19 protein-coding genes are annotated in these 18,969 nt (G+C 42.1%); 1 reads left to right on the forward strand and 18 read right to left on the reverse strand.

Translation table 11 applies throughout. From position 1 onward, the window contains the following. Nucleotides 1-283: 283 nt before the first annotated feature. Nucleotides 284-1,330, forward strand: coding sequence for a nicotinate-nucleotide--dimethylbenzimidazole phosphoribosyltransferase (gene cobT, locus AB1488_03195; protein MEW6409102.1), 1,047 nt, complete (start codon nt 284-286; stop codon nt 1,328-1,330). Nucleotides 1,331-1,398: 68 nt separating this feature from the next. On the opposite strand, the gene AB1488_03200 is transcribed toward cobT, so the two are convergent. The 18 genes from AB1488_03200 to mfd form a co-directional block, all read right to left on the reverse strand. Further along, nucleotides 1,399-1,584: a 4Fe-4S dicluster domain-containing protein gene (locus AB1488_03200; protein ID MEW6409103.1), complete on the reverse strand. Its 186-nt coding sequence runs from the start codon at nt 1,582-1,584 to the stop codon at nt 1,399-1,401. 91 nt (nt 1,585-1,675) lie between these two features. Next, on the reverse strand, nt 1,676-2,830 hold the full coding sequence (dsrP, locus tag AB1488_03205) for a sulfate reduction electron transfer complex DsrMKJOP subunit DsrP (protein MEW6409104.1): 1,155 nt from the start codon (nt 2,828-2,830) through the stop codon (nt 1,676-1,678). Then, complete coding sequence (dsrO, locus tag AB1488_03210; GenBank protein MEW6409105.1) at nt 2,823-3,626, reverse strand: sulfate reduction electron transfer complex DsrMKJOP subunit DsrO; 804 nt, start codon at nt 3,624-3,626, stop codon at nt 2,823-2,825. Before dsrO ends, dsrP begins: the two co-directional genes overlap by 8 nt. Then, entirely contained in the window at nt 3,623-4,027 is a 405-nt protein-coding gene (dsrJ, locus tag AB1488_03215) for a sulfate reduction electron transfer complex DsrMKJOP subunit DsrJ (protein ID MEW6409106.1), read from the reverse strand. Before dsrJ ends, dsrO begins: the two co-directional genes overlap by 4 nt. Then, a complete protein-coding gene (gene dsrK / locus AB1488_03220) occupies nt 4,020-5,642 on the reverse strand; it encodes a sulfate reduction electron transfer complex DsrMKJOP subunit DsrK (GenBank protein ID MEW6409107.1) in 1,623 nt (540 codons plus the stop codon). The genes dsrJ and dsrK overlap by 8 nt, the downstream gene beginning before the upstream one ends. A gap of 4 nt (nt 5,643-5,646) precedes the next feature. Beyond that, nucleotides 5,647-6,639 carry a sulfate reduction electron transfer complex DsrMKJOP subunit DsrM gene (dsrM, locus tag AB1488_03225; GenBank protein MEW6409108.1) on the reverse strand — a complete coding sequence of 331 codons (993 nt, stop codon included), beginning with the start codon at nt 6,637-6,639 and terminating at the stop codon, nt 5,647-5,649. Nucleotides 6,640-6,707: 68 nt separating this feature from the next. Next, nucleotides 6,708-7,223 carry an RsbRD N-terminal domain-containing protein gene (locus AB1488_03230; protein ID MEW6409109.1) on the reverse strand — a complete coding sequence of 172 codons (516 nt, stop codon included), beginning with the start codon at nt 7,221-7,223 and terminating at the stop codon, nt 6,708-6,710. Nucleotides 7,224-7,417: 194 nt separating this feature from the next. Next, nucleotides 7,418-7,753 carry a TusE/DsrC/DsvC family sulfur relay protein gene (locus AB1488_03235; GenBank protein ID MEW6409110.1) on the reverse strand — a complete coding sequence of 112 codons (336 nt, stop codon included), beginning with the start codon at nt 7,751-7,753 and terminating at the stop codon, nt 7,418-7,420. Nucleotides 7,754-7,831: 78 nt separating this feature from the next. Continuing rightward, nucleotides 7,832-9,169, reverse strand: a complete 1,338-nt coding sequence (locus AB1488_03240) for a BPL-N domain-containing protein (GenBank protein ID MEW6409111.1) — start codon at nt 9,167-9,169, stop codon at nt 7,832-7,834. Then, nucleotides 9,142-10,665, reverse strand: a complete 1,524-nt coding sequence (locus AB1488_03245) for a cobyrinate a,c-diamide synthase (GenBank protein MEW6409112.1) — start codon at nt 10,663-10,665, stop codon at nt 9,142-9,144. Before AB1488_03245 ends, AB1488_03240 begins: the two co-directional genes overlap by 28 nt. Before the next feature lie 75 nt (nt 10,666-10,740). Then, entirely contained in the window at nt 10,741-10,986 is a 246-nt protein-coding gene (locus tag AB1488_03250; GenBank protein ID MEW6409113.1) for a hypothetical protein, read from the reverse strand. A 9-nt stretch (nt 10,987-10,995) separates the two neighbouring features. After that, complete coding sequence (dsrB, locus tag AB1488_03255; protein ID MEW6409114.1) at nt 10,996-12,066, reverse strand: dissimilatory-type sulfite reductase subunit beta; 1,071 nt, start codon at nt 12,064-12,066, stop codon at nt 10,996-10,998. Nucleotides 12,067-12,174: 108 nt separating this feature from the next. Further along, the gene (gene dsrA, locus AB1488_03260) at nt 12,175-13,356 is read right to left on the reverse strand and encodes a dissimilatory-type sulfite reductase subunit alpha (GenBank protein MEW6409115.1); all 1,182 of its coding nucleotides are present in this window, start codon (nt 13,354-13,356) and stop codon (nt 12,175-12,177) included. A 136-nt stretch (nt 13,357-13,492) separates the two neighbouring features. Further along, nucleotides 13,493-13,903, reverse strand: a complete 411-nt coding sequence (locus AB1488_03265; GenBank protein ID MEW6409116.1) for a DsrE family protein — start codon at nt 13,901-13,903, stop codon at nt 13,493-13,495. Next, a complete protein-coding gene (locus tag AB1488_03270; protein ID MEW6409117.1) occupies nt 13,903-14,262 on the reverse strand; it encodes a DsrE family protein in 360 nt (119 codons plus the stop codon). Before AB1488_03270 ends, AB1488_03265 begins: the two co-directional genes overlap by 1 nt. Before the next feature lie 9 nt (nt 14,263-14,271). Continuing rightward, a complete protein-coding gene (gene tusB / locus AB1488_03275; protein MEW6409118.1) occupies nt 14,272-14,568 on the reverse strand; it encodes a sulfurtransferase complex subunit TusB in 297 nt (98 codons plus the stop codon). A 108-nt stretch (nt 14,569-14,676) separates the two neighbouring features. Next, complete coding sequence (locus AB1488_03280; protein ID MEW6409119.1) at nt 14,677-15,639, reverse strand: peptidylprolyl isomerase; 963 nt, start codon at nt 15,637-15,639, stop codon at nt 14,677-14,679. A 42-nt stretch (nt 15,640-15,681) separates the two neighbouring features. Next, nucleotides 15,682-18,876 carry a transcription-repair coupling factor gene (gene mfd, locus AB1488_03285; protein ID MEW6409120.1) on the reverse strand — a complete coding sequence of 1,065 codons (3,195 nt, stop codon included), beginning with the start codon at nt 18,874-18,876 and terminating at the stop codon, nt 15,682-15,684. Nucleotides 18,877-18,969: the final 93 nt, after the last annotated feature.

The raw sequence follows: 18,969 nt of genomic DNA on the forward strand, positions 1-18,969 counted from the left end.
CGACTCGATTTTATGTATAACTGTTATTTTTTATAAACTAAGGACCTCTTTATGAGAAATTGTCAGGTCACCCACAAAAGTTGGATTAACTTAAGAAGTATTTTGGGACAGCCTGACGGTTCTATTTAATTGACAGTAAAGATAAAAGATGATAGATTTATCATATGCCGAAGACAGCAAGCATAGTACCAAAGGAATATGTATATCACATTCTAACAAAGGGGAATAGCCGAGGAGAAAATAGAACCGTCCCATTTTTACCATTCTAAGGAGAAATTCCGATATGGGTCTTTTGGAACAAACATTAAAGGAGATCAAACCAGTTAATTACTCAAAGGCAGAGGCAATCCAGAAGAGGCTCGATAACCTCACAAAACCACCGGGCTCTTTAGGTAGACTCGAAGAGCTTGCAAAGAGATACTGCCTTATTACAGGAAAGGAAAGACCATTAATAAGAAAAAAGGTCATCTTTACATTTGCAGCTGACCACGGTGTAACTGAGGAAGGTGTGAGCGCCTACCCAAAGGAGGTCACCGCCCAGATGGTTTTTAACTTTTTGAGGGGAGGTGCGGGGATAAATGTCCTTGCAAGGCATGTGGGCGCAGAGATAGTCGTAATAGATATTGGTGTAGACTACGATTTTAGCGATACCCCAGGATTGATTAAAAAGAAAGTCGCCAGAGGCACAGGAAACATAGCACTCGGATCTGCAATGGATAGGGATGTAGCGATTAATGCCATAGAGGTAGGCATAGAACTGGCACAAGAACATAAAGATGCCGACATTGTTGGCACAGGAGATATGGGTATTGGTAACACAACACCATCAAGTGCCATAACAGCAGTAATTACAGGCAAGCCTGTTGAAAAGGTAACAGGCAGGGGAACTGGGATTAATGATCTCTCTTTTTTGAATAAGGTTGAGGTAATAAAGCGGGCTATAAACAAAAACAGGCCTGATGCTCAAGATCCATTGGATGTCCTGAGCAAGATTGGTGGACTCGAGATAGCAGGTATCGCGGGGATCGTTATTGGTGCTGCGGCTAATAGGATCCCTGTTGTTATAGATGGCTTTATATCCTCCGTTGGGGCACTAATTGCTGCAGAGATGAAGTTAGAGGTGAAGGACTACATCATAGCCTCACACAGATCAGTAGAGGCAGGACACAGTGCAATCCTTGAGAGGTTAGGGCAAAATCCATTACTCAATTTAGATATGAGACTTGGAGAGGGGACTGGAGCAGCACTCGGCATAGGCATCATTGAAGCAGCGGTAAAGATACTCATGGAGATGGCGACATTCGATGAAGCAGGTGTCAGCCATGTATAACACGAGAAAAAGAGGGGCGACCTGAAAGGTCGCCCCTGCAATTAGGATATTTTAAATCTCTATAGATCTTACATCTCATTGACTGTAATCGCCTGATTCGGACATGCCTCAACACAGCTCATACAGCCAACACATTCATCAGGATTTACAGGATTAGACTTGTTGTCATTTAACTCAAATACCGCCGTTGGACAGACATTAATACACTCCTCACATCCATCACATTTATCATGGTCAACATTAACTATATACATTGTTATCTTCTACCCTCCTTTAAGATACATTTTAATTTCAATTTTAAACGATTCAATCTATAAATGTCTATGATAATAATCACAATCTATCCTACGCAATCTCCTCCTTGACTGAGACAGCTACCTTGTAAAGTATCGTGAGTATCAAGAATCCGATTGCCCATACTCCAAGGGTGATTAAGGTTTCAGGCATCGTAGGCCAATACTCCGTTATCTTTTCTAAAGGATTCGGTATAAATCCACCCACAACCAAACCAAATCCCTTATCAATCCATAAAGAAATGAATATTGACGCAGAAGCCATCGATAGGGTTCTTTCGTTTTTTCGTGTTGCTGGATTAATCAAAAGGACGAGAGATACCACTGCAAGGATGTTGGATATCCACATCATAGGAACGAGCTTTCCATATCCTTCCAGACCGGCATGGAGATACTGGAAGGTATGCATATGCCCCGGTATGTTACTGTAGAAGGCGGTGAAGAGTTCAAATCCGAGGAAAAGTACATTTAAAATCATGGTATAAGTGATAATCTTTCCCAGTGTTTGAATAGCCTCTCTGCCTGGATCGAATTTTGTGAACCCTCTTACAATCAGACACAGGATGATAATAAGGGCCGGTCCTGAAGCAAATGCTGAGGCAAGAAAACGGACTGCCATAATCGCTGTCAACCAGAAATGTCTTCCTGGAAGTCCAGAGTACAGGAATGCCGTTACTATGTGAATGCTGGGTGCCCAGGCGATTGATAGATATATCAAAGGCTTTAACCAATCTGGTGGTGGTGATGCTTTACGCTCAGCACCCAGGACTGTCCAGCCGATCACGATGTTAAGCAGGAGATAACCACTTAAAACAACAGCATCCCAGAACATGACAGAATTAGGCGTTGGATACAATAAAACATTAAGGATCCTGAAGGGCTGACCGAGATCTACAAAGATAAACAAAAGACACATTGTGACAGAAGCAACAGCCAGAAATTCTCCAAGAACTGTAATCCTTCCAAATTGCTTGTAGTTATGAAGATAGTAAGGTAAGACCACTATAACTGCTGAAGCTGCAACACCTACAAGGAGGGTAAACTGACCTATATAAAAACCCCATGAAACATCCCTGCTCATGCCTGTTATCCCTAAACCATAACTAAGTTGCTTGAGGTAGAAAATAAAACCTATTCCCGACATAACAAGCAAAGAGAATACCCATATCCAGTATCTCCGACTTCCGGTTAGCGCCTTTTCAAGCATTGTTACTACCCCCTATTACATAGAAAACACTGGGCTGTGTCCCGAGCTCAGATTTACGTCGAATGGTGTAACATGAGCTGAGAATCTTCCTGACCTCTGAGTTTGGGTCTTTTAGGTCACCAAAAACCAATGCCTTATTATCTTTGCACGCCTCCACGCAGGCCGGGATAAGACCCTTGGCGAGTCTCTCGTAGCAGAAATTGCATTTTTCCACAACACCTATCGTCCTTGTTGGAAATTCCTTATTCTCTTCCTTGATAAAAGGCCTCGGGTCTCTCCAGTTGAAGCTTCTTGCTCCAAATGGACAAGCAGCCATACAGAACCTGCACCCAATACAGCGATGAAAGTCCATCATTACGATTCCATCTTCTCTTTTAAATGTAGCCTTTGTAGGACACACCCTTACACAAGGGGGGTTATCACAGTGATTGCAAAGTATCATAAAGGGTTTATGTTTTATACCCCCTTCCATGTATTCATGTTCCTGTCCAGGGAATGCGTGCGAAAATGTGTCGGTCCATATCCATTTGACCTCATCCTTTGGATTACCGAAATCAGGAACATTGTGGATACGATGGCAGGCATCAATGACCCTTTTATAATCATTATCTATTTTGAACTTACTGACATCGACGACCATTGCCCATCTTTTTGCTACCAAAGCTTCAGGACTCGGCGAAACCTGCGAAGCCTCCAACTCGTCTCTCCAGAGCGCTTTGATTGTGGTCGTGCCCCCAAGCCCCACTATTGTAGAAATTCCTGCTATCTTTAAGAATTGTCTCCTATTAATACTCATGTTCCCTTCTCCTTCGGTGCGATATGACAATCCCAGCAATAAGGTTTTACTGCCACATAATTGTGACATTGATCACAAAAATTTTTCTTGTTAGAATGGCAGTTCATGCAAGTATTTTGAAGACTCATTACAAACTTCTTCCTGTCAGTGCTCACATACATCCTGTTGCCATCGCGGACAACTGAATCCCTCCACTCATTCAGCAATTTCATGTGCTCGGTTCTCATAAATGCCTTTGGCTCTACGCATCGTCTCTCCTTTTCTGGTAATTTTTGAATCTCAGGGGTATCGAGTTTTGGTTCCGGTTTAGAAATGGCTTTCCCTATATTATTGTAGAAAGGAAATGTTACCAAAATGACAAAGATAATAAGTCCCGTGATGATTTTACCAGTGTCATACATCTTCCTTGGCCTCCTTCCCAGGAAGGGGGTCACCACGCAAATCAGTTGTTCTCTCCTTTTCTCCCTTCATCACTAATGCGTTAGCCACCAACTCATGAAGCCCACAGACACGTACGCCGGGAACCCAGTAATCCATCAGGGGTGGAAGGGCTGCCCTATCAATCGCACACATGGCGGCTAGCATATTCACCCCGTATTTCTCGTGGACATACTTCACGGCGTTTGCTCTGGGGAAACCTCCCCTCATCCTCAATTCCATATTTTCCCCTGCATTCAAGCCGGAGCCACTGCCACAGCAGAAGGTCTTCTCCCTTATAGTGTTCTCTGGCATCTCATAGAAATAGTTGCACACATTCTTGATAATATACCGTGGCTCCTCGAAGATTCCCATACCCCTTGCGGTGTTACAGGAGTCATGCCATGTCACCTTCAGGTGATCGTTTCGGCTCGGGTCAAGTTTTAGTTTGCCATGTCTGATGAGGTCAGCAGTAAATTCAGCAATGTGGACTGCCTTTGTGGATTTTGCATTCTCGAATTTCGTGCCTGTAGTAGGGGAGACTGGCTCTTCAAGGAAATCTGCAGGTCCGTGCCAGGTATCTAAATACTGATGGAAAAGCCTCCACTGGTGGCCACATTCTCCTCCGATGATCCATTTCACCTTTAACCTTTTGGCTTCAGAATAAACCTTGTAGTAGAGCCTTTTAGCAGTCTCATTTGAGGTGAAAAAGCCGAAGTTTCCACCCTCAGAAGCGTATGTGCTCCATGTGTAGTCGAGTCCAATTTCATGGAAAAGCATCAGAATGCCCATAGCAGTGTAATTACCAGGGTCACCAAAGATATCTCCAGAAGGATTAACAAGGAGAATCTCTGCACCCTTTCTGTTGAATGTCGGTTCAATCTTGATCCCTGTTATAGTCTCTACATCGTCTAATAAGAATTCAATATTACTTTTAACTGTATGTGGCTCAAGGCCAAGGTGATTCCCCGTCCTGTAACTATTTGAAACAGGACCCATTATCCAGTCAGTGTTACAACCCAATAGGTTGATAAGTTCCCTTCCCATAAGTGTTATTTCAGCCGTATCAATGCCATAAGGACAGAAGGCCGAACATCGACGACACTCAGTGCACTGAAAAAAATAGTACCACCACTCCTTCAGCACATTATAAGTAAGTTCTCTTGCCCCAGCAAGCCTGCCCAGGTGCTTTCCTGATGCTGTAAAATACTTTCTATATACCGATCTCAGCAGCTCAGCCCTAAGAACAGGCATATTCTTGGGATCTCCAGAACCGACGAAGAAGTGGCACTTGTCAGCGCAGGCACCACATCTAACACAGATATCCATAAAAAGCCTGAAAGAGCGATACTTGCGAAGCCGATCATCAATCCCTTCTAAAATTATCTCTCTCCAGTTTTCAGGCAGTTTCCAGTCCTCGTCGGTTGGTTTCCATTCCCTCGGGTTCGGTAAGTCAACGGCTTCAACGTATTTAGGTCTTGTACCATAACACCAGGTACCAGGCTTGAATTCAACAGTGGTATCCATCCACCCCCTCTTAGGAGGTGTATAGTCTATCTTAGAGAGTTCATCTGGTTTGGGAACCTCTACCTTTGCCATATCTTTACTCCTTTTCTACTGGTATCCCCGCCTTTTTCATTTTCTCCCTGAATTCGTCCTCGTACTCCTCGTATGTACGAGCCTTGACAGGGTAATTCCAGGGATTGATGTGTCTAACAATTCGGCTGTTATTCGATAGATTTCGTGTAGGACTGAGGAAAACTCCTCCCATATGAACCAGCTTGCTAAAGGGGAAGTAGGCAAACAGGGTGCTGATGAGAAACAGATGTATGTAGAAGATAATACCGATTCCCTCAGGGATATTAGGATTAAAACTGACCAGTCCCATAGTTAGTTCCTTCACCGCAACAACATCCACTTTAACAAAATAACGCATGAGGACACCTGAAAGAGCTACACCAAAAATCAGAAAGAGGGGAAAGTAATCAGCAGGAAGAGAGATGTATCGCACTTGTGGAATATAAACTCTCCTGAGGAAGAGGTAAGCCACAGCAATCAAAATAACTATATCGGTCATATAGAGTCTCGGAACGCCTATCTGCAAAAATCCATCAATACCCTCAATCAAAGGTATGAAGGGGAGAATAGGCACGGTGAATAATCTAAGGTGTCTGACTAAAATGGTGAGAAACGACCAGTGGAACGCCAGTGCTGCTAACCAGAGCCACTTGTCCGATCCATAAGCAAGTTTAGGTCCATCTCTCAATTCGGTCTTTATGTTCCTGAACAGGGAACGGAAAAGAAGTATTTCAATCGCCATCCTCCCGATTACGCCAAGCGTGCTGGAGGGATTTTCAAGTTTATTCTGCTTGATCCACGGGAGAGATTTTTGTTGTCCACAGGTTGTAGGTATACGGAATGGGACAGGTGAATGCCCCCATTTTACGACACGATAAATAACTCCAACGATGAATGTAACAACAGCCGCATAGGGTATAATAATTCCGAAGAGGAATTGCAATTTTACAACCTTCACCCCTACAAAAACAAACAGAACGAGTATTATAACTGCAAAGAAAGAAAACAAGATTCCCATCTGTTACCTCTCTTTATTTTAAGTTAACAATGTTGTTGCCTTTGAGATTAGGTTCCTGCTCCTGGGTCTCACTTACCAGATTTGCCCTTTGTAAATAGCCTGAAGGTCATATTCTTCACTTCATTTGCCCTAAGCTCGTAAATTTTCTCTCGGCATTTCATATATATATCAAAAGAGAGGAGGGCAAGGTCATCTATTTTAGACTCAAGTGCCAACAACTCCTCAGCGAGCCCTTTTTCCCGTCCTGAATTAAATTCAGGATCGCTTTCCATCTCTTCTCTAATCACTTTCTTTAGTAAGAAGATGAAGGCAATTGCTTGCGAGGGATTAAAATCCTGAACCGCCCTGATTCTGATAATATTGTCAAGGAAGGGAGAAACCCTATCGGAATCCACTTCATTTAGAAGTTCCTCGAAGATATGCTCTATCCCCTGGGAGATCGTGTACCCTACTGGATTAGCAAATCTATTCTTTTGATTTTTCAAAAAGATTGCAGTCTCAGGAGGATAAGTCTCAACTATCATATCGAACCACTTCCTCAGAATAGAGGATTTCTTTTCCAATAGGAGATTCTTAAGCTCCATATCCAGTCTTGGAAACTCCTTGCGGTTTCAGAGTAAGGGAAACCTATAATCAAATAATAATGGGGGAGGGTGAAAAAATGTATCTATGAGTAAGCAAAAATGACCCCTCCCTTCTATATTACAGAATAAAGCAACAAGTAACAGCCATTCTTTATCTTTATTACTTATTACTTCTTATTACTTATCACTAAAGATTATACACACCCTGTTGGTTTGGGGAGTCCTGCTATCTTACATGCCTGTTTTGCAGGGCCTGCAGGGTAAAGCTCATATAAGTATTTAGTGTTACCTTTCTCGGGTCCAAAAGCTTTAGCCATCTCTTTAACAAGTATCTTTATCATCGGTGCAATTTGGTACTGCTTGTAATAGTCTCTGAGGAAGTTTACCACCTCCCAGTGCGCCTCTGTCATCGTAACCCCTTCGAGTCCAGCGATATGTTCGGCTAACTCAGGGCTCCAGTCATCGAGATTTTGAAGATAGCCGTCATCATCAACCTCATATGATTTTCCTTTAAACTCAATAGCTGGCATTTTTATCCTCCTTTCTCTTTTTTAATCTGATTGAATTTGTTGAATGGTAAAAATACTAATATATATAAATCTAATAAGTCAACTAAAAAATTGAGATTTTCTCAGCAATAGAACTAACAATGCATCTATGCTGTCAATTAGCTGTTTAAACATCCCTCCATACCGTTTTGAACTGGAGAAAAGCTCTTCACGACGAGACTGAATACCTGTACCCTCATCTCTTTCGATATTTAATAGTCCATAATTCATGGCATATTTTTCCTCGATTAAGAGCTCCTTTGCCTTAATTAAGAATCTATGTAATATCTTCTCTACAACCTTCATCTTTTTTATTATATTTATATTATCTTCCTCGATGTCGAAAAAAGCTGACAGCTGGATTAATCGAGAGAGTTCACTAAGGAGTATAAACAGGGTACAATATTCAAACCCTCGAATACCCCTTCTCCACTGTAGCATCCAGTGATTTCTCCAGTACCATAGAAGATTTCTCTCTCCAAATGCGATAAGTTCTCTAACGGACATCTCCATCTCTTGTGCCAGATCGAGTATCTCAGGGGTTATCCTGATTTTTAATTCCTTGTTTGGAAGATGTATCCCATCTATAGTATAGAGTTTTTTGCCTGATTTAGCAGGCAGTAGGTATTGCCAGAGATTAAAGAGTACTCGATTCCCCACTGAGTCATCGGGGGTATCAAAGTGAATCAGCGAGAGGATAATCTTTCCACTACCATATTTCCCTTCCAGTACAGCTGGTTCTCCTTGTAGAAGAAATGGGTTTAATCTGATGCCATAGCTATCCTCCCATCTTTTCCAGTTGTCTCCATACCTATTGATATCAGAGACGCATAGGTCTGAAACAAAAAAGTCCGATTCAGGCAGATTATAACAGGCTAAAACACTTACCTTATCCTGTCTTGTGATAGAAAACTGTGAGGGCCACCAGACATAAAATGCAAGGGGCTTTGGAATTCCTCTCCAGAGTGGATGTCGACGGTATTTTGAATATACCTGAATCTTCCCACTAAAATTTGGGGTTCTTTCACGGGTTCTTTTCCTTGTTACTGGCAGGAGGGATAATCCATTCTCTACCTCAAGGGCTAAACCTGCTCCTCCACAAAACCCAAGATAGCTGCCACCATCCTCAACAAACTTACGGATAGCCTTCTTGCCATCTTCTCCAAGTGCGTTGCTTTTATCAGTTGCCCAACCTCCAGGAACAAAAAGCATTTCATAGTCTGATAGCATTCCTGATTTAACATCCCCTGCTGTAATCAGGTCAAAATGGAGAGATAAACCTCTCAGCACCCTAAAAGAGATTACACCCCAGAGAAAGGATTCATCCCATAGAAAAGCAACTCGCCTGCTTTTCAGGTTTTCTTGGCATGCTATTTTCTTTTCACTTTTTTCTTCCAACTTTCAACCTTTAAGTTCTCTCTTTTCTCCCTGTAAGACAGAGCTCGATTTATAACTCCGTCTGTCCACTCCCTTGTGCCGAGGGCATGCATGTGCGTGTAAGTTGCAAGAACATTCTTATAGACTATACCGTCTCTTTTACCGTCTAAACCGTTGCCGCGTTTCATACGGAAGACGGTATTAATCTCATCTTCCTGACAGTTCAAAACACGAGAGTAATGAAATTCATGCCCTTTAAGTGTGCGACCAACAGCAAAATATGGATTAGATTTTTCTACTTCAACGACTGAATAGCCATGTGCTTGGGGTCTCTTTTCTAAACCAAAAACAACAGGCAAAATACCAGCCATCGGATATGTTTTATCCTCTACCACCAGACTCTCACCAAGATACATTAAACCACCACATTCTGCATAAACAGGCAGTCCTTTCTCTACTGCCTGACGCAGAGAATCTCTAAAGTTATCATTCCCTGCCAGTGTTATGGCATGAGTCTCAGGAAAACCACCACCTATATAAAGGGCATCCAATTCTGGCAGTTCTTTTTCTATCAGGGCACTAATCTCTACTAATTTAGCGCCTCTCTTTTCAAGCTCCTCAAAGTTTTCAGGGTAGTAAAATTGGAAGGCAGAATCTCTTATAACACCGATCTTAAGGGATGAGTCCACAGTTAGTTCGGAGTTCAGAGTTCGGAGTCTCTCCCCCACCCCTGCCTTCCCCCTCGAGGGGGGAGGGTTAGGGAAGGGGTGGATTTCGGAATTAAAATCCATATTCCACATTCCGCATTCCACATTCGATAGCGTGGGTGCTTCATTAGCAATCTTCCATATGCCGTTTAAATCAAGATATTTCTCAGCTATCTCGGTCATGGAAGCCATTGCCTTTTCTACCTGAGGATGTTCCTGATAAGGAGTTAATCCCATGTGTCTCTCAGGAAATGTTTTCTCTTTTAATCTCGGGACAGCACCTACTACAGGTAGTCCACAATAATGCTCTATCGTAGAACGCAGTAATGACTCATGTCTATTACCAGCGACACAGTTTAAAATTACTCCTCTGATATCCACATCAGGGTCAAATTTCTGACATCCTGTAATCATAGCTGCAGCAGTTCGCGTGGTCTTGCATGAATCTATAACCAGCAAAACAGGTGAATAGATTAATTTGGCGAGTTCAGCGGTGCTGAAGGTTCCCTCCATATCAACACCATCATATAATCCCCTGTTACCTTCAATCACAGCACATTGCGAAGCCCTCGAATGGAATAAAAAAGAACGGAGAACCGCCCTCTTATCCATAATGAAAAGGTCCAGATTATAGCATGGATGCCCTGCTGCATATGCAAGCCATCCTGCATCGATATAATCCGGACCTTTTTTAAAGGGGACGGTATTAATTCCCCTTTTTCTCAATCCTGAGATGAGGGCAACAGTGAGGATCGTTTTACCCGACCCTCCTCGCAGCCCTCCTAAAACTACCCTTGGAATTTGACTCATTGAACATACGAAGCCAGTGTCAGTCGCCAGTGTCAAGTAAAGACTTTTCCCTGCCACTGTTCATCAATCACTGATTTAAATGAGACCTTTTTCTCTGAGATACTCTTCGCTGGGGATCTCTACAGAGCTGGCACCACCCGTATAAGAATACATCAATCTTCCCACATCTATCATTTCCCTTAATGCCTTCTTTATTGTCTCTTTGTCCAGACCTGTCTCTTCAGCTACGCCATTAATAACATCTTTCTCTTTTAGTTTCTTCTTCCCCTTAAATTTTTCTACATAAGCAAAAATCTTATCTTTTAACTCTTCCTTCTCCATTCTTCCCCCTCACCACTTAAAGGTCGCAGCGGTTCTGAATGTCTCCCTTGCGAATGTAAAGTCATCTATATGCTGGAATGTGAATTCAATACCTGTTAGTTTGAAGAACTTTTCCCATCCAATCCTCTCTATCCACTCCCCAACCCTTTCATGTTTCTTTGCATGCTTGGCATAGGTCTCAAGAATGTTCTTTATTGCAGCAACAACCTTTGGCCATCTTGGAGGGTCATTGTAAAAGAATGGAATGGCGAGCTTTGAAAATTTCGGATCGCTCCTCAGGTTTCCTACCTTCCCCCCTACCACTATCGCAACACCATCATTCTCAGGGTTATGGATATCTATAGCAGGGCAGACAGTAAAGCAGTTTCCGCAATACATACACCTATCGGGGTTGATCTTAACGCTCTTCTTTGCTGGATCAGGGCTGATAGCATGTGTTGGACAGGATGCTATGGTTGTAGGGAGTTCGCACATATTCACAAATTTTTCATGGTCAACAGGTGGCACTGCTCTGTGGACAGCCACGACGGCTATGTCAGAGCAGTGAACAGCACCACACATATTAACACAGCATGCGAGTGCAAGTCTTACCCTGTTAGGGAGTTCCTTTGTTGTAAAATAATCGTAGAGTTCATCCATTATCGCCTTCACAAGACCAGAAGCATCAGTACAGGCGCTATGACAGTGAACCCAGCCCTGAGTGTGAACAACATTACTAACCCTTGGTCCTATACCTCCGATGGTGTAACCCTTCTCTTCAAGTTCCTTCTGAAGTGGTTCAATCTTCTTTTTATCTGATACAAGAAACTCTACATTGTTTCTCGATGTAAAACGGAGATACCCATCGCAGTATTTATCTGCTATATCACTGATCTCACGGATAAAATCGGTGCTTATAAGTCTTGGTGATGCAACCCTTACAGTATAAATCTCATCCCCGCTTTCTGCAACATGCACCATTGTGCCAGGACTAAGCACCTCGTGATATCTCCATTTGCCATAATTCTTCTTGATTACAGGTGGTAAAAACTGTTCATAATGGGGTGGCCCTATGTCTGTCCTTCTCTGTGGTAATGCCATCTTTTATTCCCTCCCTTTCCCCCTCACCTAATCGTTCGACTGAGCGTTCGACTGAGCTCACGACGAAGTCCTCTCCCCTCAGGGGAGAGGGAGGGTGAGGGGATTGGTTTATTTTAAATCAGATTCAGCCCAGAAGTAAAATGGATCTCTCCTCGGTTCTTTTACCATCTGTGGAACCGGCGGTAGCCCCACATACTCGAGGAATGACCTCATACCAATGCGTTCAATCAATTCACCAATCCTTTCCCTGGGTTTACCGTTTTCATCCCACCACTCTAACATTTTCCGGATAAGATCCTTAAGCTCGGTATAAGGAGGCTCAAGTTTCATAAATGGGACAATGACCCAAGACATCATGGAGCCCACAACAATCGGAGCCTTACTTCCGAGAAGAATGGTTGCACCTTTTTCATCACCAGGTTTAAGAGCCTTTGTCATCTTTGCTATACAATGCATGCATCTGTTACAGTCCTCGTTATTTATCTTTAGTTCTTTCCCATCATAACTTATACACTCAGTCGGACACATATCTACAATCTCTGCATTGATGTCCATCCCATTCTTTGCATATTTTTTAACCTCACCCTGATCTATCTTAATATCACCTTTCCATGTCCCTATAATGGATACATCCGCACGTGCAATAGAGGCGACACAGTCAACAGCACAGCCCGCTGTCTTTATCTTGAACTTATATGGGAATGCTGGTCTGTGAAGCTCATCCTGAAATCCCTGTGTAAGACTATAAGTAATATCGAGGGTATCTATATTTGCCCATTCACATCTGGCAGGTCCAACACAACAGCTCGGTGTCCTCATAGCAGAGCCAGAACCACCAAGGTCCCATCCGCGTGATGAAAGCTCAGCAAAAACAGCCTCCAAGTTTTCTGTCCTTGTGCCTAAAAGGATAATATCTCCTGTTGAACCATGAAAGTTTGTAAGTCCACTTCCATATTTATCCCAGACATCGCATATCTCTCTTAATGCCTTTGTTGTATAGAACCAACCACTGGGCTGGTTTACTCTTACAGTATGGAAATGAGCCACCTTAGGAAACTCCCCAGGTAAAGAAGAGTATCTACCTATAACTCCACCTCCATAACCAAGAACCCCTACAATACCACCATGTTTCCAATAACCACGTTTGGTTCTGTAAGACTTCTCAAGCTGACCCAATTCATCTGCAGCCATTTCACTTTTCACCGCAGCCTTTTTTATTTCCTTAACAAAGCTTGGCCACGGACCTTTCTCCAGTTCGTCAAGCAATGGCGTTTCGTATTTTTTCTCCATTTTTCCTCCTTTCCTCCTTTCAGGATTTATATTTTCCAAAACCAATGATAAAAGACGAGATTGCTTCGCTAATGCCCGCAATGACACCTTTTTCTGTCATTGCGAGGAGTGAAGCGACGAAGCAATCTCAAGTAGTTTAAAAAAACATCAGATGGTCGTTTGTTTCCATCTCTTTCAGTATCTCATTAAAAGGAACCACATTGATTGTGACCTCTGCACCCATATCACTCGCATCTATCAATCTGTCCTCTTTTATCCCTAATATCTCAAGGTCTTCCTTACATACCAGGACCTTCGTGTCGGTCAGAAGCATATTTTTTACATGAGTCTCGTTACTTGTTATACCATAAGAATCCATTGATTTTTGTTCTTTAACACAATTAAGTATCCCATCACCGACAAATGCTACTGTAGGCACAACATCTTCATCTATATGTATCCCGGTTACTCCACTTGCAAGTGAATGGGTTAATCCAAGTTTTGGACATTCACTCTTGTAGGGTGGTCTTTGAATTATGAACATTATTTTATTCTTCAACTCTCCCATCACTCAACTCCTATATGGATGACCCTATCACTCTGGGCAGCCTTGGCTAAATACCAGTCCATACTGGCACGGTTAATTCCTGCTATCATGTCTTCTTTGTGTATCCCCCGTGCCTGATTACATGCTTCACAGGAGACCACTGCAAGCCCTTTCTCGATAAGGGCCCTAAGGGTTTTGTCGAGGTAGTTATAGTCCTTAAATTCCTTCTGCTTATCTTTTGCAATGGTCGTGGCATTGCTTGAGAGCCAGAAATTTACTGTATGACCTTTATTTATGGCTGCCTGGGCAAGCCTGACAGCGAAGTCAAGATCCATTGAACCAACGAGGGAAGAGAAAACGCCAATAGTTAAAACTCCCATATCATCCTCCTAAAGCCATGCAAGTTTTTCATATTTATCCATAATTAGATCTACCAGATCATCGTATGTAATTACCTTCACCCTTCTATCTACTTCACCTTCATTGAATCCTCTTGTCTGGAGATCCTCCTTAAGGACGTAAAAGGTTGCATTCTTCTCCAGGACAGGAGAAGGTTTCCCATTTTCTTTGAGGACAGCATGATAAACGCCATTACTCACGAGGAAAACACCCAACTCTTTAGCTGTCAGTCGCTGGTAGAATCCTTCCAGTCCCCTCAGGTCATTGTAAAATACTCCCAATCCCATTCAATCACCTCCTCACGGGAACTCCAAAGAAATCTTGTACTTTTTTATCATTATTTCTATCATTGTTTCATTTGCTTGTCAAATAAAATATCTTTATTGAATGGGGGTTTACTTCTCTTTTTTGTTATTTACACCTTCTTGTTTCTTTTCAGGAAGTTGTTTTTTCTCCATGGGTTCTTTCTTTTCATTTGTAAGCGACTTAAAGACATCTTCATTTACGGTTATCTTTGCATTTTTCTTAAGATCGGCTAACCATGTTTCAAAAGCCTCTTTCTGCTTTGCCCTTGATAGCTTCTGCCTGAGGGCATCGGAAACTATAGAAAATTCTAAAGGTTTCCCTGCCTTTTTGTCTGTCAGCTTTATCAGATGGTAGCCGTACTGTGTCTTTATAATATCACTAACCTCACCTACCTTTAAATTAAATGCAGCTTGCTCAAATTCTGGTATCATCTGACCACGACCGAATAACCCAATATCTCCTCCCCTTTTAGCAGTTTCTCTGTCCTGTGAGAATTTGACTGCAAGCTTAGCAAAATCTTCTCCTTTTCGTAGTCTTTCCTTGATCTTTTTAGCTTCAGCCTCTGTGCCGACCAGTATGTGACTTGCCCTTACCTTACCGTTTGCCTTGAATTCATCCGGGTGAGTATCATAATACTTTTTAACATCTTCATCCTTTATTGAGACCTTTGCCTCTATCTCCCTCTGAAGCACAATGTCGAGCAACGCAGCCTTTTTGAAATCTTCGACCCTTGCTATATAATCTTTGTCTTTGTCCAGACCCTGCTTCATCGCCTCTTTGTAAATCAACTCTTTATTTACCAGTTCCTCAAGAAAACGTCTTTTACCCTCTGGTGTGGATAACAATGGTTTAGCAAAATCAGGGATCTGCTCAAACTGTTTTTTGAATTCCTCCACTGTTATCTTTGTCCCGTTGACCTCAGCAACAACCGCTCCCCTTGCGCCCTTCTCACCCTTCAGTTTATCACAACCAGAAATGGCGATGGTTAAAATTAAAAGAATTATTGTCAAGCTGAATACAGTCATCCTTACATGGCTTTGTAGATATTTCATTTTTATATACCCCCTATTATTGCCCTAAGCCTTATAACACACTTAAAGAAGTTCTTGCAAGTAATTTTTAATCTCTCTATAGAGCCAATCCCAACCACAGATTACTTCGGGATCTTCGATTCCTGTTTCTATCTCAATCGTATATTCGGAGCTAAATTTCAGTCTCTTTTCTAATTTCTCCCATAACAGAAATATCTTATCGGAAGGAACTTCTGTGTCTTTATCAAAACTCAGCCGTACCTTATCTTTGTTGTATTCTATTCTGCAGACCATAAGCCTCTTCGCCAGTATCTTTATATCCATGGCCTCAAGGAGTGATGATACCTCTGCAGGTATTCTCCCGTATCGGTCATTTAGTTCTTCCTTGATATGAATTAGATCCTCTATATCCTGTGCTGATGCAATCCTTTTATAAAAAATAAGTCGCTGACCTGCATCAGGGATATATTCTTCAGGGATAAAAGCAGATACTTTAAGATCGATAATTGTTTCTACCTCAGGGGCTACCTTTTCACCTCTTAGTTCCAGAATTGTCTTTTCAAGTAACTGTAAGTAAAGGTCAAAACCGAGTGCATCTATATAGCCTGACTGTTCCCTGCCAAGGATATTACCAGCCCCTCGTATTTCAAGGTCTCTCAATGCAAGCCTGAACCCCGCACCAAGCTCTGAGAGTTCTTCGATAGCCTTCAGTCTTTTTCTCGCTTCCTCTGTTATAATCTTCTCACCCGGTATCAGTAAGTAGGCATAACCCTTTTCTTTTGACCTTCCGACCCGCCCGCGAAGTTGGTAGAGTTCAGCAAGTCCAAATTTATCTGCTCTGTTAACTATGATTGTATTTACTGATGGTATATCAAGCCCTGACTCTATTATTGCTGTGGATATCAGAAGGTCTATCTCTTTTCTTAGAAAGACCAGCATAACATCCTCGAGTTTCCGTTCATTCATCCTTCCATGTACTACAGCCATTCTTACCTCCGGCACGATACCTTTTAAGTAATCCTCTATCCTCTTGATGTTATGAATCCTGTTGTGCACAAAGAAGACCTGTCCACCCCTCTGCACTTCCTTGAGAATCGCCTCCCTGATAACAGCAGGGCTGAATCTCGCTATAACTGTCTCTACCGCCTTTCTGTCTGGTGGCGGGGTGTCTATTATGCTCATGTCTCTAACACCTGAAAGTGCCATATTGAGTGTCCTCGGGATAGGTGTAGCGGTGAGTGTAAGGACATCTATATTCTTTCTAAGATTTTTTAGCATTTCTTTGTGCGTGACCCCGAATCTATGTTCTTCGTCTATGATAACAAGTCCAAGATTCTTAAAAACAACATCCTTCTGAAGAATTCTGTGTGTTCCAATAATTATATCAATCATACCATGTCTTAAAGCAGAGATCATCTCTGACTGTTGTTTCTTTGTTTTAAGCCTGCTTAATGATTCTATTTTTACAGGAAACTGTGAAAATCTTTCCCTGAATGTATTATAATGCTGTTCTGATAGAAGGGTTGTTGGAACAATGACTGCTACCTGTTTTCCATCGTACACAGCCTTGAATGCTGCTCGGGCAGCAACCTCTGTCTTCCCGTAGCCCACATCTCCGCATACAAGCCTATCCATAGGCTTCTGGCTCTCCATATCCTTTTTTGTCTCTTCTATAACGGTTATCTGATCTGGGGTCTCTTCATAGATGAATGATGCATCGAACTCTTTATGAAGGTAGTTATCCTCGGAGAATGCATAACCATCGAGAACCTCTCTACAGGCATAAAGCTCAAGTAGTTCACCTGCGATCTCTGCCATCTCCTTTTTAATCCTTGCCTTTGTCCTCTCCCACGAAGCGACTCCAAGTCTGTCTAATTTCGGGGCAGTGCCTTCTGAACCTATATATTTCTGTACCCTGTCAACACCCTCAAGGGGAACATATAGCCTGTCGCTACCTGCATATTCTATCAGCATAAAATCAGACTCGTAAGGACAAGCACCACCAACCCTTAATCTCTTTAACCCCATATACCTTCCAATACCATGATCAACATGAACAACATAATCGCCTCCCTTGAGGTCTTCTATGGTTGAGAGAAAAGAACTTGTTTTAACTCTTCTGGGGATCGCCTTCCTTATCTTCTCTCCAAATATATCATTCTCTGTTACTATCACAATCCCTGCATCAGCAAAAATAAATCCTCCAGAAAGTCTTCCATGCATTAACTCGCAGAATATGCCATACTCCATGAAGATATCTCTTATTCTTGTAATCTGTTTTTCTGTATGGCAGACTACTATTACTCTGTAATGCCTGAGCCATTCCTTTATTTTTTCGCAGAAGACAGAAATTCGTGACGGCACCCTACTCTCCCCAAAAAAATCGCAAAAATTTTTTGGGGTACCCCTTAGTCCCTGACTTTCTATAGATTCAGTGTTAAAATGAATATGTATCCCTTCCTCATGCGAAGTTCCAAGAAGTTCAATAGAAATAACGGTAAAATGTGAAGTATAAGGTGTAAGATGTGAAATAAAATCAGAAAGTTCATCAAAGACTACAAGTGTATCGCTGCTGATATAATCAAATATAGTTGAATCATTGCGAGAGGTGGTCACAGTGCCTGATTCTAAATCTAAAGGTGGTATTACACACCTATCAACAAATCCTTTCGACCTCTGGTCACTAACATCAAAATCCCTGATGGATTCTACATTATCTCCGAAGAGTTCAATCCTGCAGGGATATTCGTGGTATGGGGGAAACACATCTATTATATTACCTCTGATACTGAATTCACCTGTCTCGGTTACAAGAGGAACGCTCCTGTAACCGAGCTCTATAAGCCTCAGTCCTATTTCATCTCTGCTTATGTTATCAGATACTGCCACCGTAATTGTTTGCTTGAGAATCATATCCTTCGAAGGAAAGCAAGATTCCAGCACCTCTGAGGCAGCAAATAATGCAAGGTGTTCTCCTTTAGCCAATCTGTATAGGATGGCTACCTTTGAGGAATCTGTTGATAGCAAGAAGGCTGTTTTTTGTGTGTCATTAAAAAGCATTTTCTTGAAAAAGACAAAGTCTTGAGCCAACTTCTCTGTCTTTTCTATAGAGTCTGCTATAATAAGCAGAGGTGCCTCTAAGTGTGCAAGAAAATATGCCTTTGTGGAACTCCATAATCCACTGATGGTTATCCTTTTTTCACCTTTATTTAGAAGATTGATGGCGGGGGAAAACACTATTCCGGATATGGGTTTCATAGACTAATTATAATTTAAAAAATCAGGAGAACTCAAGAGTTAGGAAATTAATTGACACGGATAAGAGTATTTGATAGCATTTTTCTACGTACG

The organism is Nitrospirota bacterium, assembly GCA_040756155.1.
In the GTDB taxonomy this organism is placed as follows: domain Bacteria; phylum Nitrospirota; class Thermodesulfovibrionia; order JACRGW01; family JBFLZU01; genus JBFLZU01.

What these genes read in the sequence shown, in the direction of transcription:
- cobT (MEW6409102.1), top strand. Translation starts at nt 284, where the DNA reads ATGGGTCTTTTGGAACAAACATTAAAGGAGATCAAACCAGTTAATTAC.
- AB1488_03200 (MEW6409103.1), bottom strand. Translation starts at nt 1,584, where the DNA reads ATGTATATAGTTAATGTTGACCATGATAAATGTGATGGATGTGAGGAG.
- dsrP (MEW6409104.1), bottom strand. Translation starts at nt 2,830, where the DNA reads ATGCTTGAAAAGGCGCTAACCGGAAGTCGGAGATACTGGATATGGGTA.
- dsrO (MEW6409105.1), bottom strand. Translation starts at nt 3,626, where the DNA reads ATGAGTATTAATAGGAGACAATTCTTAAAGATAGCAGGAATTTCTACA.
- dsrJ (MEW6409106.1), bottom strand. Translation starts at nt 4,027, where the DNA reads ATGTATGACACTGGTAAAATCATCACGGGACTTATTATCTTTGTCATT.
- dsrK (MEW6409107.1), bottom strand. Translation starts at nt 5,642, where the DNA reads ATGGCAAAGGTAGAGGTTCCCAAACCAGATGAACTCTCTAAGATAGAC.
- dsrM (MEW6409108.1), bottom strand. Translation starts at nt 6,639, where the DNA reads ATGGGAATCTTGTTTTCTTTCTTTGCAGTTATAATACTCGTTCTGTTT.
- AB1488_03230 (MEW6409109.1), bottom strand. Translation starts at nt 7,223, where the DNA reads ATGGAGCTTAAGAATCTCCTATTGGAAAAGAAATCCTCTATTCTGAGG.
- AB1488_03235 (MEW6409110.1), bottom strand. Translation starts at nt 7,753, where the DNA reads ATGCCAGCTATTGAGTTTAAAGGAAAATCATATGAGGTTGATGATGAC.
- AB1488_03245 (MEW6409112.1), bottom strand. Translation starts at nt 10,665, where the DNA reads ATGAGTCAAATTCCAAGGGTAGTTTTAGGAGGGCTGCGAGGAGGGTCG.
- AB1488_03250 (MEW6409113.1), bottom strand. Translation starts at nt 10,986, where the DNA reads ATGGAGAAGGAAGAGTTAAAAGATAAGATTTTTGCTTATGTAGAAAAA.
- dsrB (MEW6409114.1), bottom strand. Translation starts at nt 12,066, where the DNA reads ATGGCATTACCACAGAGAAGGACAGACATAGGGCCACCCCATTATGAA.
- dsrA (MEW6409115.1), bottom strand. Translation starts at nt 13,356, where the DNA reads ATGGAGAAAAAATACGAAACGCCATTGCTTGACGAACTGGAGAAAGGT.
- AB1488_03265 (MEW6409116.1), bottom strand. Translation starts at nt 13,903, where the DNA reads ATGGGAGAGTTGAAGAATAAAATAATGTTCATAATTCAAAGACCACCC.
- AB1488_03270 (MEW6409117.1), bottom strand. Translation starts at nt 14,262, where the DNA reads ATGGGAGTTTTAACTATTGGCGTTTTCTCTTCCCTCGTTGGTTCAATG.
- tusB (MEW6409118.1), bottom strand. Translation starts at nt 14,568, where the DNA reads ATGGGATTGGGAGTATTTTACAATGACCTGAGGGGACTGGAAGGATTC.
- AB1488_03280 (MEW6409119.1), bottom strand. Translation starts at nt 15,639, where the DNA reads ATGAAATATCTACAAAGCCATGTAAGGATGACTGTATTCAGCTTGACA.
- mfd (MEW6409120.1), bottom strand. Translation starts at nt 18,876, where the DNA reads ATGAAACCCATATCCGGAATAGTGTTTTCCCCCGCCATCAATCTTCTA.